Source organism: Corynebacterium parakroppenstedtii, assembly GCF_019754935.1.
GTDB lineage: Bacteria > Actinomycetota > Actinomycetes > Mycobacteriales > Mycobacteriaceae > Corynebacterium > Corynebacterium parakroppenstedtii.
This window is the reverse complement of record NZ_JAGSOA010000002.1, coordinates 171,522-195,803: the sequence shown is the minus strand read 5'-3', so window position 1 is coordinate 195,803 and position 24,282 is coordinate 171,522. Positions and strand designations below refer to the sequence as shown.

Below are 24,282 nucleotides of genomic sequence, written 5' to 3'. Positions count from 1 at the left end.
ACATCATGCCCCCAAGAAGCGCAAATACCCGGTCATCCATGCCGTCACCAGGGCCATCAACGCAACGAGGAGCGCACCGACCATTAATACCCAGTCCGGCCACCGCAGGCGTGATTCTCGAGCCCAGCTTCGGGGCCGATCCGAGCCGAACCCGCGCGCTTCCATGGCCGTCGCCAACTTCCCACCACGCCGCAGCGCGAGCACTAACAAGGCGAAGAAAATAGTGAGCGTACGACGAATCCGGCCGGAATCTGCCAGGCCACGGGCACGACGGGCACGGTGCATCGCCGAATAATCACGCTGGAATAAACTCACCAAACGCACACCGGCTACGGAGCCGATGACGAATCGCTCCGGCAGATGCCAGATTTGCGCTAGGCCGTCGCCAAGGTCGGTGGGGTCGGTATCCGCGGATAAGATGACGGCGGGCAGAGCGATGGCCAGGACCCTTACCATGATCGCTAAAGCCAGGGACACCGAATTGTCCGTAATGTGGGCGAAGGCGAAGGACACGTATTCTTTGCCCTCAGGCCGGCCATAGAGCAGCATCGACACTCCGGTGAGCGGGGCGAGCATAAAGACCGGCCATCCACGACGAATGATCCGCCCCCACCCCATTCCTAAGAACGGCGCGACTAGCAGTTCGCACAGCAACGCCACGCCGGCCGACACGATATCGACCGAAATGAGAAGTGGCGTTGCAATAAGAGCCATCGCAGCGATGCGCGCCGTCGGGTTGAAGTTCACACCTCGGGGCGTTGCGCGGGTCATCGCTGAACCTCCATTCCTCCCGAGGCCAACCGAACGTGGCGTACCCCCAGCAGATCCACTACCAGTGGATCATGCGTGATGGCGAGCACCCCCACACCGTCGTCACTCATCTCGCGCAGCAGCTCAATAAGCTGGATAAACGTGGTCCTATCCTGGCCAAACGTCGGTTCGTCCGCAATCACCACATCGGGATGGGTGGATAACACCGTCGCGACAGAGAGCCGACGTTTCTGTCCGCCCGACAAGGTAAACGGATTGGCATTGGCGAGGTTCTCAAGGTGCAGGCGTCGGAGCAGCTCATCGGCACGTCGCTCACCAACATCAGGATCAATCCCGCACACTCGAGGACCGACGAGTAATTCGTCGCGCACAGTTCGGGCCACAAATTGATGCTCAGGGTCCTGGAACACGGTCCCAATGCGCTGCGCTAGAGCCCTCGATGACCACTCCATCGGGTTGCTACTGGCATCACGCTTTCTATGGATTGCTACCGACGTTGCCTTGCCCGACCCTTCCCTGGCGATGAGTGCTGATGCATCGATATCCCCCGCAACCGGCGCCAACAGCCCCGCGAGTGTCAAGGCAACGGTTGATTTACCGGCACCGTTGGGCCCGGTGATGACCGTCGGCTCGGGGGTTACATCCAGCGAGAGGCCTGTGTTGACCGCGTGACCATTCCATCCGACAGCCAAGTCATGCGTCCGGAGCAGTGTGTTCCTCGTTGACGCTCCACGACCTTCGTGTGCTCCAACTTCATTTGCTCCAACCGACACAGCGCGCTGCTGGTCAGACACAACGCGGTGCTGGTCAGACGCAGCGCGGCCCTGACGCTCCCGTCGCCACGAATTATCGAGCGGCAGAGGAACGTCGGGAATCCACACTCCATCATGCGCGAGCTGCTCCCCCATCGTGCGGATAACTTCGTCGGTCGGGCCGTCGGCTCGAATCGTGGAATCGCCCACCACCATGATGCGATCAACAACGTCACGCCAGACGTCGACGCGATGCTCCACAATGATGACTGTTGCACCGGTGCTCTCGGCGGCGGCGATCACGGCTTTGCGGACATCGGCCACACCCTCGGGGTCGATATTCGCGGTGGGTTCATCCAAGAGGATCAAGCCGGCACCCATGGCCAGGACACCAGCGAGGGCCAAGCGCTGCTTCTGCCCGCCGGAAAGCTGCTCAGTGGGATGGTCAAGGGGAACAGTGAGCCCGACGAGGTCACGGGCCCACCGGACACGCTCCCAGATTTCCGCACGCGGGAAACCCAAATTCTCGCAACCGAAGGCAATATCGTCACCAACCCGCGAGGAAATGACCTGCGAATCGGGGTCCTGCAGCACCAGGCCGACCTGCCCGCGGACACTGCGAGCATCCACCCCATTGATGAGCAATCGACCGGCATAATCGCCGTCGTCGGAATCGCCGAGAACCCCGGCCATCCCCGCCATCAGCGTCGACTTCCCCGAGCCTGATGTGCCGAGGAGCAGAACTTTCTCGCCGGGTTCGATGCGAAAATTCACATCGGCCAGCGCCGGTTGCCGACGTCCCGCGTGCCGCCAACCGAAGCCCTCGGCCACTACCCGCGCGGGCGTCCGAACGTCGTCGTGTACGTGCGCCACTAGACCAGCTCAGTGCTTTCCCGCCCGGCAGCGAAGCGATCCAACGCACCCGCACGCGCGAGCGCCCGAACCAGGAAGAAGCCCAGAGCACCGGCCAGAATGGCACCCGACACGGACAGGGAGACGAGGTAGATCAGGTTGTATTGGATCGACCGGGCATAGTTTCCCGATGCCCATTCGTAACACCACTCGACGACCGACGCACCCACACCAGACAACGTGGCGACTATCAAGGTGTAGCGGGCGTACATGAACGCCATGAAGACGAGTTCAGCGCCGATCCCCTGGGCTAAACCGGAATACACCGTGGTGATCCCCCACTGGTTGCCCAGTACCGCAGAGATGATGGCGGCGATGACTTCCACCATGATGGCGGCACCCGGCTTGCGAATGATCAAGCCGCCCAACACGCCGCCGAGCAGCCAAACCCCGGTCACGAGCCCACCAAAACCGGGTAGTAGCGATTCGATAGCGCTGTACCATGCGCCGCCCAGGCCGTTCCAAACCCAGAAAATTAATCCCGTTGCCACGCCCAACACGGCTGCCGTAATAATGTCGACGACCCTCCACCGTCGGACTGGACGCGCAGTACCGGTATTTTTGTTTTTCCTCACAGCTTTACTCCCTATCGCCGGTATAACCCGGATCAGGTTCATACGGTCAACATTCTTCCCAGCACGTGGTATCCGTTCGCGATATCGGCACAACGAAGATATCCGCGCGGTGACGGAAAAATGTTTTCTCAGCTCTCTATGCTGGGCTCCCGCGAAGTACTGATCTGAGGATAACACTCAGGTTATGCTGAGTTTATGACGTCATCTGCTGAAGATCCCTCGACCGCCCCGTGGGGAACGTCCGACTCTCCCCTGGACTGCCCAGATGTTGCCATTGTTTTCGAAGGTGGCGGAATGCGGAATAGTTACACCGTTGGTGCCGTTCAGGCGCTGATTGACCACAAGGTTAATCCGGGGTGGGTCGGCGGAATATCAGCAGGAACAACGCATGTTGTCAATTTCCTCATTAGGAATCGGTGGAGAGCTAAGGCATCGTTTGTAGATTTCGTTGAGGATCCCCGGTTCGGAGGGTGGAAGACCTTCGCGAAAGGAAAAGGGTATTTCAATACTGAATTTATCTACACAGAATCCGTTATGCCTGGCGAAATAGCAGAGATGGATTTCGACGCCTTTATGAAAAGTTCTCCCGAATTCGCTTTCGGAGCACTACGTGCTGATACCGGGGATATGACATGGTGGCGACGTGACGACGTTCAGACGTTGGAACAACTTTCGGCCTATACCCGTGCGTCCTCAACAATCCCATTCTTTATGCCTGTGGCCCACGTTGACGGGCATGACTATTACGACGGCGCGATGGGGCCGACGGGCGGGTTTGCCTATGATGCCGCCATCGAAGATGGTTATTCCAAATTCCTTTTCATTCTTACTCGTCCGAAATCATTTCGGCGGGAACCCATGTCACAAGCCCGTCTGATTCGGAGTTATTTCCGCAAACAACCCGCTGTTGCAGAAGCTATTCTTCAGCGAGCAGAACGTTACAACCGTTCGAAAGAAAAAATAGCGCAATGGGAAAAGGAAGGGCGGGCAATGGTGTTCTATCCCGAACAGATGCCTGTCCACAATAAAGAGAGAAACGTGGAGAGATTACAGAAGTCTTACGAGATGGGCGTTGACCAGGTAGCGCGAGAATGGCCGCAATGGGAGGAGTTTTTACGCGGGTAGGCCGCAACCCGTTTCCCCCACGGGCCCAGGCTTATTTCCAGGTTTGCCTTTCCAGTCCGCCGAGGAGCAACTCTAAGCCGTATGAGTACTCGGCAATATCATCATGCTCGGTAAATTCCTCGACGATATCGTGGACGAACGGAAATTCTTCTGGATCTAGTTGTTCCCATTCGTTAATTTGAGCATGCATATCTTCCTCAGCTTCAGCCGGGTCTAAGTTTTTATGCCCTGTGTGGCTCGACGCTTCCGCACCAATTCCCGATGCATAATTGACGACGGCGTTGGTAGCGAATAATTCTTCGCGTTTATGTAAACCCAGCCGTTGAATTTGTCGGCCAATCAGTTCCCAAAACCGGAGCGCATACCACTGGTCGGGGCCATTATTCATTAATTGAAGCGCGAGCCAACGGTGCTCAATCATTTGTTCAAAGAGGCACAACAATAAGCGCCGAATCTGGGCCAAGGCCTCGGCCGCTGCGTCACCCGTCGAGGGATGGGGCTCAGCAAAGGACACTTCAGAGAAAGCGTCGGGTGCCAGCAGACCACGCTGCTCAAGTTCTTCACTCTTTGCGATCGCTCTGCGGATCAGTTCATCCGACACCATGGCGAGAAGTTGATCTTTTCCACTGGCGTACCAGTACAAACTCGCAACACCGGCGTCGAGTTCAGACGCAATCTTGCGCAAGGTCAGTTTGTCCGCGCCATCACGGTCCAGAAGCGCAATTGCCACGCGAATAATGGATTCTTCTGACAGCACCGCGCGCCTGGCCGATCGGCGTGCCGATGGTCGTTGCACCGAGGGGGGCAGCTTTTTACCTGGTGACGGCTTCCGACCGGTTGTCTTTTCGCTGCTGGGCATGTCTCGATCGTATCAGCCGGCCTCTCCCCTTGACACAAAACGAATGCCGTTCTATATTCGAACGAAATTCGAGTAACCGAACGTCATTCGATAGCGGTCGATGCCGATAGCGCTCGACCCTACGAATGCGGTACTCGATCAGTCTTTTCACGAATCTGTTCCACGAACACGAACTCACAACCACGAACAAAGGACACTCATGACAACCATCACGGCTCCTCCACAGGAGGACAGAAAAGCTCAATCGCTACTCGAAGCGTGGCCGGCCCTCCTCAGCCTCTGCCTCACGATGCTCGTCGAAATGCTCGACAACTCAATCCTGAACATCGCCCTCCCCGTCATCGGCCGCGACCTCGGCTCCACCTCCACCGGTCTGCAGTGGATCGTCAGCGCCTATTCACTCACCTTCGGCGCGTTTCTCATGGTCGGCGGGACCCTGGGAGACAGACTCGGCCGTCGTCGAACTTTATTGTGGGGCCTGGCCCTCTTCGGTCTCGCGGGATTATGCGTGATGTTCTGCCACACCACAGGGCAGCTCATCGCCATCCGCGCATTATCGGGTGCCTTCGCCGCCGGCATTGCGCCACTGACCATGTCTCTGGTTTTTAGATTGTTTGACGACGACGCCCTGCGCGGGAAAGCCATCGGCGTGATCATCACCGTATCCATGGCGGGCTTCGCTATCGGACCCGTGCTGTCAGGTTTGGCCGTCGAAAACTGGGACTGGCATTGGCTGCTGATGCTCAATGCTCCGACAACGTTAATCGCCTGGTTAGGCGTCTACTTCGGACTAGTTCACGACGACACACAAGCGAAAAAGAGTGGCCCGATCGACTTCGCCGGCGCCATCTTCTCCGGGTTAGCCGTCAGCCTGTTGCTCTATGCGTTGACGAACGGTGCAGAACTCGGGTGGGGTGCTCCGCGAACCCTGATATCCCTTGGCGGATCCGTTCTCGCACTCGTCGCCTTCATCTGGCGGGAACACACAGCTAAAGACCCAATGCTGGACCTGTCATTCTTCCAGATCCCTACCCTGACCGGCTCCGCTATCCTACAGGTCGCAACTCAGCTGGCCATGGCAGCGGTCATGTTCGCGTCGGCCGAACTGTACCAATACGCGTGGGGATGGCGTCCGTGGGTCGCGGGCGTTGCAAACCTGCCCTTCGTCGTCGGCATGCTGGCCGCTGGGCCCGTCGTCGATAAGATGGTTGAAAAGTATGGACAGCGTTTTACCTGTGCCGTTGGTACTGCATTCGTCCTGGTCAGCCTGGTTTTGTGGTGGGTCGGTGTTGGCACGAACTACGCCTGGTGCGCGGCCGGAATGCTGCTCATGACCATCGGTATGCGGACCGTAATGACTACGGCTGCTGTGGGATTGATTGGTTCGCTGCCCGAAGAGCACACCTCGATCGGCGCGGCACTGAACGACACCGCGCAGGAGCTCGGCAACTCGATCGGTGTTGCGGTTATCGGTACTGTCATGGCGATCGTGGTTGGTGTGGACCTTCCGCATGGGGCGTGGAGCGACGCCGTCATTGACACATTCGTCCACTCGCAGCGCATCGCCTTCACGATTATTGCTGGGTTGCTCACGGTCACGGCAGCTATCGGGCTACGGACGCTCAGCAATTCACATGACACCGAAGGGCTGTAGCCGGCTATAGGGAAAGTGGCGATCGGGTGCAGCAAGGGGGTGGAAAATAGCCGGCGGGGGTTGTCCGTCGGCTCGCCGGGTAGAGAAAATAAATACATGACCGCACCGGAACCGAAAACTCTTCCCCTGCCTTCACTTGAACAGACTGTCGCAGCGCTCGTTTCCGCTGCTCGTGCAGTCGCACCCGCGGACGTCGTGGACACCACGCGCACCGCGGGTTCAGTTTTCTTGCAGCATTCGGGGCCAGAAATTCAGGCCGAACTTGAAAAGTTCGCGGCCACAGAGCGAGAGGCGGGCCGAAGCTGGTTTTCGGCGGAATGGTTACGCGGCTACCTCTCGACGCGCACCTCATTGCTTCACAGTACGAACGTGTCGTTCCAGATCAACCCGGGTTTCTTGTCTTCTACTCCGGAAGTTGGCCGGGCAGCGGAGTTCATCTACCGCGCCGCCACCATTCACCTCGACCAAGCCCGGGGCACCACTCCTCAGGAAACCGATGCCCGCGGAAACCCCACCACGATGGACCAATGGCAGTGTTTTGATGGCGGAATACGCCATCCACAGTCCGACCTCGACACAATTCATCGGGCCGAATTGGGTGACCGCGATCGAGAAATAGGCGTGTTCTGGGCAGGGCGACTCTTCGCCGTGCCCGTGACCGATCAAGACGGCTCACTCCGCGATGTCGATTCCCTCGCGGCGTCGATCAACGCAATTATTCGCCCCGGTAATGACAAACCTGAATCACGTGAGCAGACCCCTGCTGACCTCGACTTTGCCGTACCGTCAGCCGTCGGTAGCGAGACTCTCGCCCCCATCCTGGAGCGAGCACTCGAGCAGCCCCACAACCAACACACCTACCGACGCCTGACGAACTTCCTCTTCACCATCACCCTGACCGACGAGGTACGTGACGGCGCCGACCACCTCCATCGCTCCGCATTCGAACCGGGACACAGCTGGGCGTGCAAACCCATCAGTTACGAGATGAGCCTGGCCGACTCCTGGTTGAGCCTAAACGTGGAACACTCCACCGTGGACGGCGCGACGCTGGTCACCGGGATACGTCGTATGCACGATGTCACTATTCCCGCTTCTACCTCTTCTGAGACGCCGCCCCCACCGGAAGAAGTGACCTGGGAATGGCCAGATGAGGACGTCCCCGTCCTCAAAGAAGCTGCCAGTGACGTGTCCCAGGATTTCGCCGATATCGCCACACGCATTGTGACGGTCCCCCACCCACCGGCAGATCAGCTTCCCTTCCGAATTAGTGCCGACGCCGCGCAACAGCTCATCTTGACGATTGCGCAACTCCTGATCTACGGCCGGGCGCGAGGAGTGTACGAAGCCGTTGACATGCGTGAATATCGCGCCGGGCGCACGGAGTGTTTGCGTGCGGTCACTCCGCAAGCTGTGAAATTCGCGTCGCTTTTGCTTGGTGGAGAGGCAACGCGGCAGGATCTTGACGATGTCCTCGGCGCCCATCGAGCGTGGGTCAAGGCGTGCAAGCGTGGGGATGGCGTTGATCGCCACCTTTTGGGTCTCCGGTTTACGGCCGCCGCTATGGAAGCAGAAGGCAAAGAGGTCACCGGGACGGAGTTTCTAACCGACCCGGGTGTTGCTGCAACGACATATGATTTCCTTTCCACGACATCAATTGGTGGGGCCGATTATTTCGTGCGCTATGCCTTTGTGCCCAGTGTGCCGGAGGGTTTTGGGATCAGCTACACGCCCCGGCCCGAGTCCTTCGAGTATTGCGTGACGTGGCATCCTTCACGCGCTGATCAGCCTAATCATTTCCTTCATGCGCTTCCGCAAGCATCGGACCTGTTGTGGTCTTTTGTCACGTCACTCCATGAATAAGGGTGCTAGAACGCCGGGACTGTAACGGTCCCGTATCAATAATTGGTCATAACACTAAATAGAGGGGTATACGCGCCCACTTTTGGTGAACTAACTACTAAACTTGTTTCCGGCGATTGCCCTAACAATCTGGACTTAGAACTCAGGAGAATTATTCGTGTCAACGTCATTCATCTATAGAGATCCTTTTACCCACACTAAGCATCAGGTTTCTGCTCCAGACACCGCCACCTATGTGGTCGTTAAGAATAACGGTGAAAAGAAATCAGATAGTGACGTACTCGGCTTTTTTGATGACTACGACGGAGCACGCGAAGCAGTCATGGCGGAGCTGAATAAAGAACTCCAACAGCCCACCGGTGATCGCGAAGTGTTAGTCACTCATACGAAACTCTATAACCCCATGGCGTGAGATTGGCATAGCTTTCCTTCGGGATCCAGTGGCGCACCACTCCGCTCGGATCCGATGACGGACTGCTAGCTGTGTTTCGACGCTGTGGGTCTTCCTCTCTTCTGCCACTCACGCGTGTGAGCGATGCGGTTATCAGCCCTTCCATCGTCGGCACGTCGACGATGCGCACGTCGGCAAGTAACCCACGAAGTTGAATTATCTTGCCTGAACGATGATGCGCCGACAATGGTGCGCAATAAAAGTGAATCGCTACCCTCGGGAAAAATGGCGTATTACAGTGGGCGTATTAGTGGTATAGAACAGCGAAGTATAAGAAATAAAAGAAGAGGGATCATGCGTTCATTACGCCGCCGAAGCCGTATTGCCTCACTACTCACTGTGGGCGCTGTCAGCAGTGCACTCGTTCTCAGCGGGTGCACGGTCGATGAAGATTCTGACCAGTCATCCGAGGACACAACCTCAGCAACCACCACTGCGTCTCAGCAGTCGTCATCATCCGAAACGAGTACGTCAGAGTCGTCTGCGCCGAGTGATTCTCAGGACAACGACGCTCACCAAGGGATGGATCATTCCATGGACGGCGGTGGCGCACCAGAAGGCATCACGGTTGATGCTCACCCTACCTACCCCGTCGGCAGCACAGTCACGTTGACCGCTGACCATATGAAGGGCATGAAGGGCGCGACGGCCACGATCGCAGGAGCATTCTCCACCTATACATATGAGGTGGATTACACGCCCACGGATGGTGGCAAGCCGGTGAAAAACCACAAGTGGGTCGTTCAGCAAGAAATAAAAGATGCTGGCACCGAAAGAATTCCTGATGGCACCGGAGTCACTATCGAAGCAGACCATATGAAAGGAATGAAGGGCACCAAAGGAAAGATCGTGTCCTCTACTGACCAAACTGTGTACATGGTGAATTATGAAGCCGATGGCATGAAAGTCACCAACCACAAGTGGGTCGTCGAGGACGAGGTCAAGCCCGTTAACAACTAATCTCCATCAGTTAATTAATCCTGATTAGCTGGTTCCCAGCCGAGCTCGGGCGCGACATACAAAGCGAAGGACTTAAGAATTTTCTTGTTCGCTGCGACGCCGAGCTGGCTCGGAATAGTCAGCATAAGCGTATCCGCATCCATAACGGCTGCGTCATTACGCAATTGTTCGACGAGTTGATCTGGCTCGGCGGCGTAGGTCTTTCCAAAAGTTGCATTCACCCCGTCGATCACGCCAATACCGTCTTTGGATTGGCCTCCTAAGTAGAGTTTGCGGTCGTAGCCGTCGATAATCGGAAAAATAGTCCTGCTTACCGACACACGCGGGGTCCAATCATGGCCTGCCCGTTTCCACGCGTCGTGGTAGTGCTGCAATTGTTGCGCCTGGAGGTCGGCGAAGGCTTCGCCAGTGGCCTCAGTAAGGAGCGTGGAGCTCATCAGGTTGACACCTTGTTCAGCAGCCCACTCTGCGGTTTCACGACGGCCAGCACCCCACCAAATACGACGATCCAAACCGGGCGACTGAGGCATAACCGGCAAACCAGCGCCCGGCCGGTACATCGCCGGATACTGATCCTCCGCGGCGGTGGCCATGGGTTCCCCGCGCACTGCACGGAGGAAGGTGTCGAAATGCTGGTGAGCAATATCAGCACCGCGAGGATCTGTTGAGCCGGTGTACCCAAAGGACTCCCAACCGCGATCAGCAGCTTCAGGTGATCCCCGCGACACACCGAGGGAAACGCGGCCATTACTGAGCAGGTCGAGAGCAGCGGCCTCTTCCGCCAGGTAAAGCGGGTTTTCGTAGCGCATGTCAATGACGCCAGTGCCCACTTCGAGATCCTTCGTCACCGCTGCCATGGCGGACAATAACGGAATGGGGCTCGCGTGCTGCGGAAGATAGTGATGCACACGAAGATATGCACCATTAACGCCTAACTCATCGGCGGCTTTCGCTAATTCGACGGCTTCTTGCAAAGCATTGCGAGCCGTGTATCCGTTACCATCGGTCGCACGTCCCGAATAATGACCGAAACTCAAAGACCCAAATTTCTTCATGCTTATAGGAACACCGTTGATTAGTAAGACATTCCTCATGAAGAAATGAGGGGATACATGATCCCCTCATCGTGGGGACGGTTCAGCCACTTCTTACTCAATCACTCGCTGCTAAATCACGCCCTGCGCGAGCATGGCATTCGCAACTTTCTTAAAACCGGCAATATTTGCACCGACAACGTAGTCACCAGGGACTTCATACTCATTGGCGGTGTCATTGCAGGCCCTGAAGATGTTATGCATCGTGTCACGCAAACGCTGATCGGTGTAGTTGAACGACCATGAATCACGCGACGCGTTCTGCTGCATCTCCAGCGCGGAGGTCGCCACACCACCGGCGTTAGCCGCTTTGCCAGGCGCAAAAAGTGTGTGGCGGGTATTGAATACGTCGATCGCTTCCGGCGTGCACGGCATATTCGCACCCTCAGCCACATACTTGCAGCCATTGTCCGCGAGCATCTTGGCGTCTTCCTCACCCAACTCGTTCTGCGTGGCACACGGGAGCGCGACGTCGGCCTTCACTTCCCAAATGTTGCCCTTTTCGTGGAACGTCGCCTTATCGGTTTCGTTGGCATAGTCCGACACACGGCCGCGACGCACTTCTTTGACATCTTTGAGAAGCTCGACGTCCACCCCTTCGGGAGTAGAGACATACCCCGACGAATCGGAAAACGCGACCACCGTGGCACCAAGCTCTTGTGCCTTTTCAATGGCGTAAATAGCTACGTTCCCCGACCCAGAGACGATGACTTTGGCGCCATGGAGCCGTTCTTTATTCGACGCCATCATTTCCTGCATGAAGTACACGACGCCGTAGCCTGTTGCTTCCGTGCGAACGAGAGATCCACCCCAGGTGAGGCCTTTACCAGTGAGAACTCCGGACTCATGACGGCCCGTGATACGTCGATACTGACCGAAAAGATAGCCGATTTCTCGTCCGCCAACGCCGATGTCACCCGCAGGGACATCGATATCCTCGCCGATATGGCGTTGGAGCTCCAACATGAACGACTGACAGAACCTCATTACTTCATGTTCGGACTTACCTTTCGGATCAAAGTCAGAACCGCCTTTACCGCCACCGATTGGAAGACCGGTCAAGGAATTTTTGAAGATCTGCTCAAAACCAAGGAACTTGATAATGCCTAGGTTCACAGAGGGGTGGAAACGGAGACCACCCTTATACGGCCCTAGGACGGAATTAAACTGAACACGGAAACCACGGTTGACCTGAACATTCCCCTGGTCATCAATCCACGGAACACGGAAGATAATTTGACGCTCAGGTTCAGCGAGACGTTGGATGAGCCCTTCATCTGCGTAGTGATCGTCTTTTCGGAGGACGTACTTCAGACTGCTGAGGATCTCCTGAGCGGCTTGATGAAATTCAGGCTCGCCCGGGTTCCGCTTGAGAATCTGCTGGTAATACTCATCAACTGTTTTGTCGACGTCCATGATCTCCCTTCCGGGGTTGATTTCAAACATGCGTCGATCAGTGTAGTGCACGAAATTCCAGCGACGATCGAGTTGTGACTTATCCCTCAGGGCGGACTACACCATTGGTGGAGTCTGGCCGAACCAATGGTGTGTGAATGGAGCGCGAATAGTCGTAACTGGGTGGACTATGCACTCAGCAGCGAGCTTTATTTCCCGGAATACACGGGGAATTGGCTGCTCTCGCCATAATCCCGGGCATCTAGTTTCTTCAGAGCATCCATTTCTTCATCCGATATAACGAAATCAACGTCTGCATTACTCTGCATATGATCCGGATTGGCGGTCTTTGGCAGCGATACCGTTCCCAATTGCAGGGTGTAACGAATGCACAGTTGCGGAATACTTACGCCATATTTCTCCGCTATCTCGGCAACGTCTTTATTCTTCAGCATTTCGCCGTGAGCAATTGGCGAATAGGCTTCAACAAGTATGTCGTTAGATGCGCAGAAAGACAGCAGTTCATGGGGTGTATTTCCCACATGCACAAGCAGTTGATTAACTAGTGGCTTGACCGAACAAGAATCCAGGATGTTATTGAGGTCCGACTCCAAGAAGTTCGAAACGCCGATAGCACGAATTTTCCCAGCTTGATACGCTTCCTCCAAAGCACGCCATGCTTGGCGGTTCCCCTCGGAGTAGTCGCCACCACGGAAATCATCCCACGGTTGTGGAGAATGAATGAGCATCAGGTCTACATAATCCAACCCCAAGGTCTCCAGGGATCCATCTATAGATTTAACTGCTTCATCGTAATTCTTAACTTCAGCAGCCAACTTCGTTGAGACGAATAAATCCTCTCGCGGAATATCCGCGGTCCGTATCCCCTCCCCGACTCCACGCTCATTGCCATACGCTTGAGCTGTATCAATGTTGCGGTAACCAATCTTCACTGCATCGCGAACAGCTTGCGCTGCTTTGTCATCGTCAATAAACCAGGTACCAAGCCCTAGTTTCGGGATTTCAACCCCGTTGGCCAACGTATATTTTTTATTTACGACGCTCATGTCGTTACCTTTCTCAAATAAGTGAAAATATTGTAAAACGGGGAGCTACTCCGCGAATGACACGGCCTTCTACAACGCACAAGCTTGCGCTAACAAAAATAAGGGATGTGTCAGAGTGGCAGACATTATATTGATAGTTAACACCACGATTCATTTCGGCCGCGGTCGGGAAAAACCTTCCCACGTTCCGACGATACACCTGTGCACTATCCACACCCTCGATGTCGATTTCTCAATAACTAAAGATGAGCTGGGCACCATCGACTAGCTTGGGTACCACACGCCGTGCTGGCCCAACACCTACTGGCATCACGGTCAAGGAATAGGGTGTAGATATGCCCGAGGCATAGCTTTTCATATCACCCATCGCCTCCACATCGCGTTTAACGGGAATATCGTTATAGGACAAGGACGGTGATTGTCATGCCCCAACAAGCATGGAATAAGAAACACGAACGGCAATACGAGCACATTAAGGATTCACTCAAGGACAAGGGTCGCTCGGAGAGCACTGCCGAAGAGATCGCAGCCCGCACGGTCAATAAAACCCGTGCGCAACAGGGTGAATCTGAGAAGGCCTCACCAACGTCTACGAACGACAAGTCTCCCTCTGAACGAGGGGGGCAACGCTCCCATCAGGGCCCACAAGGACGGACAAAAGCTCAGCTCTATGAAGACGCTAAACGCCTGAATATCGAAGGCCGATCCGACATGAATAAAAACGAGCTCAAGCACGCCGTCACGCAGGCGGAGCGTCAGAAAAACGCTAAGAAGAATTAAGCGTCAAGAAATCAGCCGTTGTTAGTTCAGCACGGAGAAGTCCAAATGCTGAGCTAACGACACACTGTCTGTGTAATCGACGGGTACATCCACGATGGACACTCCCTCATCCGCCATCGCTTGGGAAAACGCGGTGGAAAAGTCTTCCAGTGTGTGAACGCGGTAGCCTTTGGCCCCAAATGCTTCCGCGTATTTGACCGCGTCATAATCGCCTAATTCAACGGCTGATGGACGGCCAAATTTATTTTCCTGCTGGAACTTGACCATGTCATACGAATTATCTCGCATAATAACGTGGACAAGGTGGAGTCCTAAACGTGTTGCTGTCTCCAATTCCTGTGCTGAATAAAGGAAACCACCATCGCCCGAGACTGAAACGACTGGATGATCCCTGCTAACTAATGCCGCCGCAATTGCCCACGGCAAAGCAACACCTAAGGTCTGCTGGCCATTAGAAAACAGCAAAGTACGGGGCTCATACGTGCGGAAATACCGCGCGAGATAAATGGAATGCGTTCCGATATCCGCCGCCACCGTTGTTTTGTCGTCAGTGATGAGGTCCCGAAGGGTCAGGACCAAACGAGCCGGGTTCACACCCAAATCGCTTGTCGTCTGCTTTGCACCCTGACGCTGAGTACGGGCTAAGGCTTCAAGTCGTCGGTCAATGAAAGAGCGCTCAGCCTGTCCCACCTCTACCGGATTTATCACACTGTTTAACTCGTGAAGCGTACCTGAAATGTCGCCAACGAGCTCCAAGGTTGGCCGGTAGTGAGTATCGATGTCTGCCTGAATGGAATCAACGTGGATGATGTCATGCTGGCCATTAAAATTCCACACACGAGGATCGTATTCCACTGAATCGTAACCGACAGAAATAATTAAGTCTGCCTTATTGAGCAGAACGTCACCGGGTTGGTTTTTAAACAAGCCAACACGGCCCAGGAAGTTATTCTCCAAATCACGGGAAATAACCCCCGCTCCTTGGAAAGTTTCAACGACAGGAAGATTCGTTGTCTTTATTAATTGACGTAGTTCTCGAACTGCACTCTCCCCTGCTCCTCGCATTCCCACGAGTAGAACAGGCAATTTAGCGTTTTCAATACGTTTTTTAGCCTTATCGACGAGCGCCTGCGATGCCGGACCTAGAGGTGCCGGGTCAGGGAACTCAAGGAGAGGCGCTGACGTTTCAGATCCAGCTACGTCCGCAGGGACCATGACAGCAGCCGCACCACGGGGCTCTTGTTGAGCCTCCCGAAATGCGTTGGTAATAAGTTCTGAGACATCATCGACACACGTTGATTCAGCGGCGAATTTAGTAACCGGCGCCAAAAAGTTCACAGCATCGAGAGATTGGTGCGTTCGCTTCAGCCTGTCTGGCAACCCCACGGTGCCCGCAATTGCGACCACGGGATCCTGCTCAGTATTTGCGGTAACAAGCCCGGTTGCCAAGTTGGTTGTTCCTGGCCCAGAGGTCACCAAAACAACCCCCGGCTTCCCGGTTAGCCGGCCAATAGCCTGGGCCATAAACGTTGCATTCTGCTCATGGCGGCATACAACGACCTCAATATCGTCCGCATCGACAAGGGCGTCGTACACTTCATCAATTTTGGCCCCAGGCACCCCAAAAATATACCGGACACCTTGAGCTCGAAGGGTTTGAACAATAAGCTGTGCGCTTTTCACTAAGTCACGCTTTCCTATCAGGCGGGAGAAAAGATAAGGTTGAGCCATGTGCTCCACACGCCGGAGTCTAGAGCCGACGTAATCGGAGACTGCGTTCTGCTGCTCGCCGATGGTACACCATCAAGCATGGCCGGCTGTCACGTCGAGCTAAGCACTTTAAACCGAAAACCGGTAGAGCAATTCTTTAACTAACAACAGAAGTTCTTAATCTTGACGATTCCAATATAAAGCGTAAAAATATAAAAATTTGTAGAAACGATAATAGAGAACCACTTCTACAAATCTGCACCAATAAACGTTTTGCGGCGTACTCCCGTTAGACCCCCAATCATCCAACCACTAAAACTCGAATGACCGAGTAGCTGACCCTTCGTAGGTACTCAGAACAGAACACTCTTAGAGCACGGCGACAGTTCTCCTTCCGTTTTTCTCTGCAGACACCTCTTCGAGCCGATGCGGCAACTCACCAAGACTAATCGTCGACGTCACAACCGGATCAACATCGTCGGTAGTCCGATAATCAAAAATTCGTGAGCACTGAGGACCGCACACGGTCTTCACATCTTCCCAACGCTACTCCCACGACATGGGAACCTCGGTTGACTGCAATTTGAATAGCAAAACTTTCGCCGCCCACACCTGCACCGGTGATCGTCACAGTGTCACTACTAGCCACCTGCGATTTCCGCTCGATCGCCTGGCAAGCAGTCAGACTAGCAAAGGGAACAACGGCTGCAGACGCGAACGAGACATGATCAGGAATGATCGCGGGAGCACCCGGCCACCACTGCATATTCCTCAAATCCCCCGTGGCGCCAGATATCGTCATAAACAGCTACGTGATCACCGACCTCACACCGCCGACCCCCCAGATCAACTGCATCAACTGCGCCAGCAACGTCGATTCCCAGAAAAATGGATATATAAAACCAGTCAGCTCGCTCGTAACCAGCTCGCTGAGAATCAGAGGGATTCAGCCCACCCGACCCAAACCTTCACCCAGATTCCCCCGGCCACGAAGGTGGAAGCTCACCGACGGTCGTCGCCTTACTTATCCGAAACCTGGGAGATGATAAAGCTTTAGCTACTTTTTCGTGCGGTCGAGTTCCAGGCGGTCGAGCACCATGTGCCTGGGCATGACGTGGCTAAGCATCATGCCACTAAGCAATTGCAAAGCACCACAATCGAGCGTTATGAAGAAACGCGAATCAGTTAGACATTAAACTTGAATTCAACAACATCTCCATCTTGCATGACATAATCCTTACCTTCTTGGCGAACCTTGCCATGCGCTCGCGCCTCCGCCATGGAGCCCAACTCATTCAGATCGTCATACGAAACGATCTCTGCCTTAATAAATCCGCGTTCAAAGTCGGAGTGAATAACGCCAGCGGCTTGAGGCGCAGTATCTCCCTGATGGATAGTCCACGCACGCGCTTCCTTCGGACCAGCGGTGAGATACGTCTGCAACCCCAGCGTGGCAAATCCAGCTCGAGCCAGCTTGTTCAAACCGGGCTCATCCTGCCCCACAGACGCCAACAGTTCCGCGGCTTCGTCGTCGTCAAGCTCGAGTAGTTCAGCCTCGGTCTCGGCGTCAAGGAACACTGCCTGGGCCGGAGCAACCAACTCCGTCAATTCTTTCTTCTTTGCTTCATCAGTCAGAACTGCTTCGTCTGAGTTGAAAACATAAAGGGACGGCTTTGCCGTCAACAAATTCAGTTCTTTCAACGCCGTTAAATCAAGCGAATCTTTCGCCGAGAACAATGTGTGTCCGTCCTCAAGCACCTTCAAAGCCTCGTCGACGGCATCACGTTCCACCGCCTTGTCTTTATTCTTCTTTGCTTCCTTCTCCAGGCGGGGAAGAGCTTTTTCAAGGGTCTGCATGTCGGCCAAAATGAGCTCAGTCTCAATAACGTCAATATCGCTGGACGGATCGACCTTTCCGTCAACATGCACAACATCGTCATCCGTAAAAGCCCGGACAACCTGGCAAATCGCATCTGCCTCACGAATATTCGCCAGGAATTGGTTGCCCAACCCCTCCCCTTCAGAGGCACCTTTCACAATTCCCGCAATGTCAACGAACGAGACCGTCGCCGGGATGATCTCCGCAGAATCGAACATCTCCGCCAAACGTTTCAGGCGTGCGTCCGGTAGTTCGACCAAGCCGACGTTGGGTTCGATCGTCGCAAAGGGATAATTAGCTGCCAGCACATCGTTTCGGGTTAACGCGTTGAAAAGGGTGGATTTTCCTACATTGGGTAGACCGACAATTCCGAGGGTAAGACTCATGCCACACATCCTACGTGCAGTACAAACCGCCATCGATGGGGGACCTCGACTAAACGGGCGACGCACAATTACAACACCAGCGAAACACGAATGGCACAAACGCGACACACCGTCGCACGTCACGCGCCATTCGCGCCGACGGAACGTCGACAGACCGTCGGCCACAGGGTGATAGTATTTTCACGGTCGAGCACGCCACCACCCCCGGCGTGATGCCGGCTTGCGTCCCCCACCCGTAAGGACCAATCCATTTCTCCCCATCACGGCAACTCCCATCGAGCCGCTCATGCGCGCTTACTAGTCGTCTGACACTCGGTTGGGTCGAAGCCTTAGCGGAAAGGCATCTTCTACATGTCTCATTCCCCCTCAGAGAGTGACGCTTCCGCTGCATCGCGCGAAACGTTCTCTTCCCGCTCAGCTTTCCTCTTAGCTGCTATCGGTTCAGCCGTCGGTTTAGGAAATATTTGGCGCTTCCCGTATGTGGCGTATTCCAATGGCGGTGGCGCGTTCCTCATTCCGTACATCATCGCGCTGCTGACGGCAGGAATCCCTCTGCTATTCCTCGACTACACCCTGGGGCACCGGTTTCGCGGCTCAGCTCCCCTTGTGTTTAAGCGCATAAGCGGTTGGACCGAACCCATTGGCTGGATCCAGGTTGGAATCGCATTCTTCATTTCGATTTACTACGCGGCCATCATTGGGTGGGCCGGGTTGTACACCATTAAGTCCTTCACCCGCGCATGGGGAAGCAAACCCGACTCCTATTTCTCCGACGAGTTCCTCCACTCCGAGGCAACACAAACATTTTCGACGTCAATCGTCTGGCAAATCGCCATTGCCCTGGCCTTAGTGTGGGTAGCGACGATCATCGTGTTGGCAATGGGAGTCGACGAAGGCATCGGCAAGGTCTCTAAGGTATTCATGCCCTTGCTCACTGTGCTGTTCCTCGTCGTTGTGATCTACGCACTGTTTATGGATGGCGCTTCACGGGGGTTGGACGCACTCTTTACCCCGAATTGGTCCGCGTTGACGAATACGGAAGTCTGGGTCGCAGCGTACGGGCAGATTTTCTTCTCGCTGTCCGTCGGCTTCGGCATCATGTTGACCTATTCGTCGTACTTGAAACCACGGACCAACCTCACCGGAACTGGTTTGGTCACCGGCTTCGCAAACTCGGGATTTGAACTTCTGGCCGGCATTGGGGTCTTTGCCGCATTGGGATACATGGCCACGCAAGAAGGCGTCCCGGTGGACAAGGTCGTTTCCAACGGTATCGGTCTCGCATTCGTAGCTTTCCCAACGATCATCAATTCCATGCCTGGTGGCGCCGTCTTTGGTGTCCTCTTCTTCGGTTCACTCGCCATCGCAGGCTTCACATCGCTCTTCTCACTATTGGAAGTCGTTGTCTCTGCGGTGAAAGACAAATTAAACCTTGATCGCAAGAGCGCGGCTATCGGCACCGGTGTGGTCATGGGCATCATTTCTTTAGCCCTTTTTTCCACGACGTCAGGCTTATCCACATTGGACATTATGGACAAGTACACCAACAACGTCGGCATTGTGTGCATCTCCCTGATCACCATCGTGTGCGTCGATTGGGTTTTACGTCGGCTCGACGAATTTTCCCTGCACCTCAATGCGGTGTCATCTTTCCAAGTGGGCAACTTCTGGCGAATTTGTGTCACCAACATCACGCCGATCATCCTTGGGTACACGCTAATCCAGGAGCTCCAGAACCTGTTCAAGTCCAACTACGGCGGCTACTCCGACCAACAGATTGACCTCTACGGATGGGGTGTTGTCACACTTATCGTGATTGTTGCCTTCATGATGTCCGTCGTTCCGTGGCGTGGAAACCCGTCCCTATCCGGCCCGCCCGGTACGGACTTCGGTGTGGAGTTCAACGTGCATCAGCGCATCGTCACCCCTCAGAGCCATGAATCGCGTAAAGCTGGCTTTGCCGCTGAGCAACGCCGACGCCAACGTCGCGGTCGCGTCGAAGCGGTCTCGCTCGATCCAGACCGCCACGGTTCGACGGGCCAGCCCGTCACGGGCGGCGATACCGCAGACATATCCTCAACAATTAGCGACGCTACGAACGGGAAGGATGGCGACCAATGAGTGGAACAGCAGTCATGATGATGGTCCTGTTCATGTTGGTCATCTGGGGTGGACTCGCGACGAGCACGTACTCGCTGATGAAACACCCCGATGAGACCTCCGGGAAGCTCGGCGACAACCCTGAAGCCACTGATGAAAAGCTCTACGATCAGGGTTATTAAAAGCAACGGTGCTTCAGAGATCACACTAATCTGGCCGAATAGTGCACAATAGTCCGTGATGATGAACTCCTCTTCCGAACCAGAACCGGGGCGCGTGCCCGGTTCGCTCGCTCCCCTGAGCCAAAAACATGCGAGTCAGCTGGCCAATCGCGATAACGCCGACGACGTTATGGGCGTTCCGTATTACGCCCATGCGCCGCTCACCGAGGCAAGCCGTTCGGCGTCGATAGCCGTGAATATCAAGCGCTTAGCCTTGTGGTGTTTACGGTTCCTCGCGATTGCCCTAGCTGCGTTTCTTCTCTGGTATGGGTTAGGTCTGATCTGGAGTGCGCTCCTGCCCGTGATGATCTCAATCATTGTCTGTACTTTGCTCTGGCCCCCGGTTCACTGGCTCACCAAGCACAAAGTGCCGCATGCCCTATCGGCGATCGTGGTTATTTTGGGGGCCGCAGTCATTGTTATTGGCACGCTTAGCCTCGTGACAACGAGTGTTATCGACCAGTCTGAGTCTTTGGCTCACAGCGCCTCCCACTCCTTAAGGGAAACTAAAGAAGCGCTCAATGGGCCACCGCTCAACATCAAAGACACCCAACTCAACCAAGCTCTTGACGAAGCCGCGGCTCACATTCAGGAGCATTCCGGCTCCCTTGTTAGCTCCGTCTTGTCAGGAGCGTCGGCTGCGTCGTCGGTCGCGGTCACCTTGGGCATTGTCCTCATGCTGACCTTCTTCTTCCTGAACGACGGCCACAAGTTTTTACCGTGGATTGATCGTCAGTTTTCAGGCTCGATCGGGACTCACCTCCACGAGATATTCGCCAGGTCGTGGAAAACTCTCGGAGGGTTCATCCGTGCGCAGGCAATCATTTCCTTCCTGAACTCAGTCTTTATCGCGATTGGGCTGTCGATCCTTCATGTCCCACTAGCTCTCGCGCTCGCTGTACTCAACTTCTTCTGCGGGTTTATCCCGATTTTCGGCGCACTTGTTGCGGGTGCTGTGGCGGTTGTCATCGCGTTCGTCGCCAATGGGTGGATTTCGGCGCTGCTGACCGCGCTGCTCATCCTGTTGGTGCACCAGATTGAAGGCAATGTGCTCTCCCCCATCCTGCAATCGCGGGCAATGAACTTGCATCCGGTCATCATTCTGGCCTCAGTGGCCATCGGTGGGAGCGTTTACGGAGTTGTCGGAGCGTTCCTCGCCGTTCCCCTCGCGGCCGTAGGTGCGGTCCTACTCCGATACGCCAGTGAGCAGGTGGATAGTCACGTTGTTGATCCCGTGCAGCCCATCGTCATTCTTGATCCTGAAACAAGCACGACGACGGACCACAGTTCGGTGACGGCACGGCCTGAGCCAGAGCCGGAACACTCGGACGCACGCAGTACCACATCTACTAACGACGACGACGGCACGGAGGAGAACAAATAATGTCACTCTTCAACCGCCGCACAAAGCACGGTCAGGAAGCGAACCACTCGGCCGCGCCGGAGGGGAGCCGCAAGGTAGACCCGACGACGAACGCGGACAGCGCCGAGGACCACTCTCACGACCCCAGCACGCCATTCCGCGGTAGCGAACACCACCCCGAGGTCGACCCCTCGGACGCCCCCAAGGACCGCCTCGCAGTCATTGGTGACGTCGTCTCCATCACCGCAGCCTGGTCAATACGGCTGATCCTCCTCATCGCCGGAGGCATCGTCGCGTGGCGAGCGATTGGTCTGCTGTGGAGGGGTGTTCTTCCTATCTTGATCGCCCTCATCATCTGCACGCTGCTCTGGGTTCCAACGAATTGGATGCGCAAAGCGCACTTCCCCCGGTGGCTCGCAGCCTTGGTCTCTGTGTTAGGCGCCTTGGCCATCATCGTCGGCCTTTTCAGCCTCATCGCACCGAGTGCCGTCGAACAATCCTCCCAATTGGCGGATCAATCGATCAAAGGGCTGGAAAAGGTTCAAAACTACGTTCAAGGCCCGCCTCTTAACCTCAACGACCAACAGGTCAACGACTACCTGGACGAGGGAATCGACAAGATTAAATCCAGCTCGGATCAAATCATTGCGGGCGTCGTCACCGGTGTGAATAAAGCATCAGAATTAGCAGTGATGCTCGGCGTTATTCTGATGATCACCTTCTTCTTCCTGAAAGATGGCGATCGTTTTCTCCCCTGGCTTGGCAAAATTTCAGGCAAACGGGGCGAAGGCCACATCGTTGAACTCCTACAGCGGTCCTGGAACACGCTCGGGGGGTTCATCCGTGCTCAAGCGATTGTTTCCCTCATCGATGCTTTCTTCATCGGTCTTGGGCTGATCATTCTCAATGTGCCGCTTGCTCTACCGCTGGCCGTCATCACGTTTATGGGTGGTTTCATCCCAATCGTTGGTGCGATCGTCGCGGGTGCCGTCGCCGTTCTTATTGCCCTCGTATCGAATGGCCTCACGACAGCATTAATCGTGCTCGCCATCATCATCGCGGTTCAGCAGCTTGAAGGAAACGTTCTCTCCCCTGTTCTGCAGTCAAAGGCAATGAACCTCCACCCGGTGATTGTTCTTCTTTCCGTCACCGTCGGCAGTAATTTGTACGGAATTATCGGTGCGTTCCTGGCCGTCCCCGTTATGGCCACCATTGCGGTGTGGTTGCGATACTTTAGTGAACTTATCGATAAAGAAGTTACGACCCGAAAGAAAGCGCTAAGCAATCGTCAATATACTGAAAATGTACGACGAGACTCCGAAACAACCCCAACAATGCCCGTTACCGGTCTGCCTACCAATAAATAGGACTTAAACGGGTACCCTAATTCCCTGTGTCAGAATATCGAACTCCTGCTGCCTCCCCGAGAACTTCTTCGGGGCGCTCCAACAGCAACGACAATCGGTTCTGGGGACTGCTCTGGTGGGCTCCCCTGGCGATCATCGCTGCCTCCATGGCGACCGGCATGCTCATCAGTTCGGCCGGTGACGGAACCCTGGGCCGGTGGTACTTCATTTTCTTCGTTGCATCGTCGCTCATCACGACGCTGCTCGTCCAGGTACAAGGGCTGCTCGTCACTGTCTGTGCGCAACCCATCCTTTTCACGGTGCTCACGCCCATCTGTTCCCTCCTGGCCGGAAAGCTGAGCGGGCATTCCGAGGGCGTCGGGGTGTTTTCCAAGACCTCACTGTTGGCGAACTTCTTCCCGGTTGTCCAGCACTTCTTCGTTCTCTTCTGGACGGTCGTGATCAGCGCCATCATCGCGGTTGTGCGGTGCTGGTTGTATCGACGGCAAACCGCACGCGTCACTGCACGACGTCAAACTGCCTCATCGCGGGCACCGCGGACCGGACAACAGAAACAACGAGCTTCTACTTCTCGTGCCCACCGACCGCAAGAGTACCGCTCTGAATCGACGAGCACATCGATAGATTCGGCACGCACCGATTCTCGACGGTCCTCCTCACCGTCGCGGCGTCACCAACCGCGTTCCTATGAGACGAACCGCTCGTCACGAGTGAGCAGCCGGTATGAGGATCGATATGAGGGCTCCGATGTATCCCGTCGGCAGCATGACGCTCCGTCCCGGCCGACGCACCAAGTGGATCGCGATCGGTACCGGGATCAGTCTCCCACGTATCCGTCGAAGAAATTCACGCCGCGCACTTACCGTCCCGACGACGGCGCGTCCTCCCTTCCGCCGCGGACGACGCGGCCGCGGCATTCACGTCGGGACTAAGTGAGCTGCGCGGACCGGGCTACAGCACCCACGTTGAACCCACATAACCCACGTCGACCCCGCAAA

At 55.4% G+C, this 24,282-nt stretch carries 22 protein-coding genes; 11 read left to right on the top strand and 11 right to left on the bottom strand.

Translation table 11 applies throughout. From position 1 onward, the window contains the following. Nucleotides 1-3 precede the first annotated feature (3 nt). The 3 genes from KCQ76_RS07390 to KCQ76_RS07380 are packed head-to-tail and all read right to left on the bottom strand — an operon-like array spanning nucleotide 4 to nucleotide 3,010. Nucleotides 4-771 (bottom strand): energy-coupling factor transporter transmembrane component T family protein, encoded by a 768-nt coding sequence (locus KCQ76_RS07390; RefSeq protein ID WP_046203081.1) that lies wholly within the window; start codon nucleotides 769-771, stop codon nucleotides 4-6. Further along, the gene (locus KCQ76_RS07385; protein WP_046203082.1) at nucleotides 768-2,396 is read right to left on the bottom strand and encodes an ABC transporter ATP-binding protein; all 1,629 of its coding nucleotides are present in this window, start codon (nucleotides 2,394-2,396) and stop codon (nucleotides 768-770) included. The genes KCQ76_RS07390 and KCQ76_RS07385 overlap by 4 nt, the downstream gene beginning before the upstream one ends. After that, a complete protein-coding gene (locus KCQ76_RS07380) occupies nucleotides 2,396-3,010 on the bottom strand; it encodes an ECF transporter S component (protein ID WP_046203083.1) in 615 nt (204 codons plus the stop codon). Before KCQ76_RS07380 ends, KCQ76_RS07385 begins: the two co-directional genes overlap by 1 nt. A 195-nt stretch (nucleotides 3,011-3,205) precedes the next feature. Here KCQ76_RS07380 and KCQ76_RS07375 point away from each other — a divergent pair, with 195 nt between their 5' ends. Next, nucleotides 3,206-4,135, top strand: coding sequence for a patatin-like phospholipase family protein (locus tag KCQ76_RS07375; RefSeq protein ID WP_060941938.1), 930 nt, complete (start codon nucleotides 3,206-3,208; stop codon nucleotides 4,133-4,135). 31 nt (nucleotides 4,136-4,166) lie between these two features. Here KCQ76_RS07375 and KCQ76_RS07370 read toward each other — a convergent pair whose 3' ends face one another. Beyond that, nucleotides 4,167-4,994 carry a TetR/AcrR family transcriptional regulator gene (locus KCQ76_RS07370; protein WP_046203084.1) on the bottom strand — a complete coding sequence of 276 codons (828 nt, stop codon included), beginning with the start codon at nucleotides 4,992-4,994 and terminating at the stop codon, nucleotides 4,167-4,169. Between the two features lie 199 nt (nucleotides 4,995-5,193). On the opposite strand from KCQ76_RS07370, the gene KCQ76_RS07365 reads away from it, so the two are divergent. The 4 genes from KCQ76_RS07365 (at nucleotide 5,194) to KCQ76_RS07350 (ending at nucleotide 9,922) form a co-directional block, all read left to right on the top strand. Next, on the top strand, nucleotides 5,194-6,648 hold the full coding sequence (locus tag KCQ76_RS07365; protein ID WP_221914834.1) for an MFS transporter: 1,455 nt from the start codon (nucleotides 5,194-5,196) through the stop codon (nucleotides 6,646-6,648). Nucleotides 6,649-6,744: 96 nt separating this feature from the next. Continuing rightward, nucleotides 6,745-8,511, top strand: coding sequence for a choline/carnitine O-acyltransferase (locus tag KCQ76_RS07360; protein WP_046203086.1), 1,767 nt, complete (start codon nucleotides 6,745-6,747; stop codon nucleotides 8,509-8,511). A gap of 157 nt (nucleotides 8,512-8,668) precedes the next feature. Further along, entirely contained in the window at nucleotides 8,669-8,923 is a 255-nt protein-coding gene (locus KCQ76_RS07355; RefSeq protein WP_046203087.1) for a hypothetical protein, read from the top strand. Nucleotides 8,924-9,256: 333 nt separating this feature from the next. Beyond that, the gene (locus tag KCQ76_RS07350; protein WP_046203088.1) at nucleotides 9,257-9,922 is read left to right on the top strand and encodes a YdhK family protein; all 666 of its coding nucleotides are present in this window, start codon (nucleotides 9,257-9,259) and stop codon (nucleotides 9,920-9,922) included. A gap of 14 nt (nucleotides 9,923-9,936) precedes the next feature. On the opposite strand, the gene KCQ76_RS07345 is transcribed toward KCQ76_RS07350, so the two are convergent. The 3 genes from KCQ76_RS07345 to KCQ76_RS07335 all read right to left on the bottom strand — a co-directional run bounded on the left by KCQ76_RS07345 (nucleotide 9,937) and on the right by KCQ76_RS07335 (nucleotide 13,478). Beyond that, nucleotides 9,937-10,977: an LLM class flavin-dependent oxidoreductase gene (locus KCQ76_RS07345; RefSeq protein ID WP_046203089.1), complete on the bottom strand. Its 1,041-nt coding sequence runs from the start codon at nucleotides 10,975-10,977 to the stop codon at nucleotides 9,937-9,939. A gap of 111 nt (nucleotides 10,978-11,088) precedes the next feature. Beyond that, nucleotides 11,089-12,432, bottom strand: a complete 1,344-nt coding sequence (gdhA, locus tag KCQ76_RS07340) for an NADP-specific glutamate dehydrogenase (RefSeq protein ID WP_046203191.1) — start codon at nucleotides 12,430-12,432, stop codon at nucleotides 11,089-11,091. 188 nt (nucleotides 12,433-12,620) lie between these two features. Continuing rightward, nucleotides 12,621-13,478: an aldo/keto reductase gene (locus KCQ76_RS07335; RefSeq protein ID WP_046203090.1), complete on the bottom strand. Its 858-nt coding sequence runs from the start codon at nucleotides 13,476-13,478 to the stop codon at nucleotides 12,621-12,623. A 423-nt stretch (nucleotides 13,479-13,901) separates the two neighbouring features. Between KCQ76_RS07335 and KCQ76_RS07330 the strand changes: the two genes are divergently transcribed. Continuing rightward, complete coding sequence (locus KCQ76_RS07330; RefSeq protein ID WP_046203091.1) at nucleotides 13,902-14,258, top strand: hypothetical protein; 357 nt, start codon at nucleotides 13,902-13,904, stop codon at nucleotides 14,256-14,258. A gap of 21 nt (nucleotides 14,259-14,279) precedes the next feature. On the opposite strand, the gene alsS is transcribed toward KCQ76_RS07330, so the two are convergent. The 4 genes from alsS to ychF all read right to left on the bottom strand — a co-directional run bounded on the left by alsS (nucleotide 14,280) and on the right by ychF (nucleotide 18,233). Beyond that, nucleotides 14,280-15,989 carry an acetolactate synthase AlsS gene (gene alsS / locus KCQ76_RS07325; RefSeq protein WP_046203092.1) on the bottom strand — a complete coding sequence of 570 codons (1,710 nt, stop codon included), beginning with the start codon at nucleotides 15,987-15,989 and terminating at the stop codon, nucleotides 14,280-14,282. A 472-nt stretch (nucleotides 15,990-16,461) separates the two neighbouring features. Beyond that, on the bottom strand, nucleotides 16,462-16,770 hold the full coding sequence (locus KCQ76_RS07320; protein ID WP_152646909.1) for an MDR/zinc-dependent alcohol dehydrogenase-like family protein: 309 nt from the start codon (nucleotides 16,768-16,770) through the stop codon (nucleotides 16,462-16,464). Then, nucleotides 16,697-16,918 carry a hypothetical protein gene (locus tag KCQ76_RS11160; RefSeq protein ID WP_373369113.1) on the bottom strand — a complete coding sequence of 74 codons (222 nt, stop codon included), beginning with the start codon at nucleotides 16,916-16,918 and terminating at the stop codon, nucleotides 16,697-16,699. The genes KCQ76_RS07320 and KCQ76_RS11160 overlap by 74 nt, the downstream gene beginning before the upstream one ends. 235 nt (nucleotides 16,919-17,153) lie before the next feature. After that, nucleotides 17,154-18,233, bottom strand: a complete 1,080-nt coding sequence (ychF, locus tag KCQ76_RS07315; RefSeq protein ID WP_046203094.1) for a redox-regulated ATPase YchF — start codon at nucleotides 18,231-18,233, stop codon at nucleotides 17,154-17,156. A gap of 351 nt (nucleotides 18,234-18,584) precedes the next feature. Between ychF and KCQ76_RS07310 the strand changes: the two genes are divergently transcribed. Genes KCQ76_RS07310 through KCQ76_RS07290 form a run of 5 tightly spaced genes read left to right on the top strand, consistent with a single transcriptional unit; the run spans nucleotide 18,585 to nucleotide 24,216 of the window. Beyond that, nucleotides 18,585-20,354 (top strand): sodium-dependent transporter, encoded by a 1,770-nt coding sequence (locus KCQ76_RS07310; RefSeq protein WP_046203095.1) that lies wholly within the window; start codon nucleotides 18,585-18,587, stop codon nucleotides 20,352-20,354. Continuing rightward, complete coding sequence (gene metS / locus KCQ76_RS07305) at nucleotides 20,351-20,515, top strand: methionine/alanine import NSS transporter subunit MetS (RefSeq protein ID WP_046203096.1); 165 nt, start codon at nucleotides 20,351-20,353, stop codon at nucleotides 20,513-20,515. The genes KCQ76_RS07310 and metS overlap by 4 nt, the downstream gene beginning before the upstream one ends. A gap of 58 nt (nucleotides 20,516-20,573) precedes the next feature. Next, nucleotides 20,574-21,938 (top strand): AI-2E family transporter, encoded by a 1,365-nt coding sequence (locus KCQ76_RS07300; RefSeq protein WP_046203097.1) that lies wholly within the window; start codon nucleotides 20,574-20,576, stop codon nucleotides 21,936-21,938. Continuing rightward, entirely contained in the window at nucleotides 21,938-23,284 is a 1,347-nt protein-coding gene (locus KCQ76_RS07295; protein WP_046203098.1) for an AI-2E family transporter, read from the top strand. Before KCQ76_RS07300 ends, KCQ76_RS07295 begins: the two co-directional genes overlap by 1 nt. A 26-nt stretch (nucleotides 23,285-23,310) precedes the next feature. Further along, nucleotides 23,311-24,216, top strand: coding sequence for a DUF6542 domain-containing protein (locus KCQ76_RS07290; RefSeq protein ID WP_046203099.1), 906 nt, complete (start codon nucleotides 23,311-23,313; stop codon nucleotides 24,214-24,216). Nucleotides 24,217-24,282 lie beyond the last annotated feature (66 nt).

Excerpts from the sequence above, each read along its gene's own strand:
- KCQ76_RS07370 (WP_046203084.1), bottom strand. The coding sequence starts at position 4,994 with ATGCCCAGCAGCGAAAAGACAACCGGTCGGAAGCCGTCACCAGGTAAA.
- KCQ76_RS07365 (WP_221914834.1), top strand. The coding sequence starts at position 5,194 with ATGACAACCATCACGGCTCCTCCACAGGAGGACAGAAAAGCTCAATCG.
- ychF (WP_046203094.1), bottom strand. The coding sequence starts at position 18,233 with ATGAGTCTTACCCTCGGAATTGTCGGTCTACCCAATGTAGGAAAATCC.
- KCQ76_RS07295 (WP_046203098.1), top strand. The coding sequence starts at position 21,938 with ATGTCACTCTTCAACCGCCGCACAAAGCACGGTCAGGAAGCGAACCAC.
- KCQ76_RS07335 (WP_046203090.1), bottom strand. The coding sequence starts at position 13,478 with ATGAGCGTCGTAAATAAAAAATATACGTTGGCCAACGGGGTTGAAATC.
- alsS (WP_046203092.1), bottom strand. The coding sequence starts at position 15,989 with ATGGCTCAACCTTATCTTTTCTCCCGCCTGATAGGAAAGCGTGACTTA.
- KCQ76_RS07360 (WP_046203086.1), top strand. The coding sequence starts at position 6,745 with ATGACCGCACCGGAACCGAAAACTCTTCCCCTGCCTTCACTTGAACAG.
- KCQ76_RS07345 (WP_046203089.1), bottom strand. The coding sequence starts at position 10,977 with ATGAAGAAATTTGGGTCTTTGAGTTTCGGTCATTATTCGGGACGTGCG.
- KCQ76_RS07390 (WP_046203081.1), bottom strand. The coding sequence starts at position 771 with ATGACCCGCGCAACGCCCCGAGGTGTGAACTTCAACCCGACGGCGCGC.
- KCQ76_RS07375 (WP_060941938.1), top strand. The coding sequence starts at position 3,206 with ATGACGTCATCTGCTGAAGATCCCTCGACCGCCCCGTGGGGAACGTCC.
- gdhA (WP_046203191.1), bottom strand. The coding sequence starts at position 12,432 with ATGGACGTCGACAAAACAGTTGATGAGTATTACCAGCAGATTCTCAAG.
- KCQ76_RS07330 (WP_046203091.1), top strand. The coding sequence starts at position 13,902 with ATGCCCCAACAAGCATGGAATAAGAAACACGAACGGCAATACGAGCAC.
- KCQ76_RS07350 (WP_046203088.1), top strand. The coding sequence starts at position 9,257 with ATGCGTTCATTACGCCGCCGAAGCCGTATTGCCTCACTACTCACTGTG.
- KCQ76_RS07310 (WP_046203095.1), top strand. The coding sequence starts at position 18,585 with ATGTCTCATTCCCCCTCAGAGAGTGACGCTTCCGCTGCATCGCGCGAA.
- metS (WP_046203096.1), top strand. The coding sequence starts at position 20,351 with ATGAGTGGAACAGCAGTCATGATGATGGTCCTGTTCATGTTGGTCATC.
- KCQ76_RS07300 (WP_046203097.1), top strand. The coding sequence starts at position 20,574 with ATGATGAACTCCTCTTCCGAACCAGAACCGGGGCGCGTGCCCGGTTCG.
- KCQ76_RS07320 (WP_152646909.1), bottom strand. The coding sequence starts at position 16,770 with ATGACGATATCTGGCGCCACGGGGGATTTGAGGAATATGCAGTGGTGG.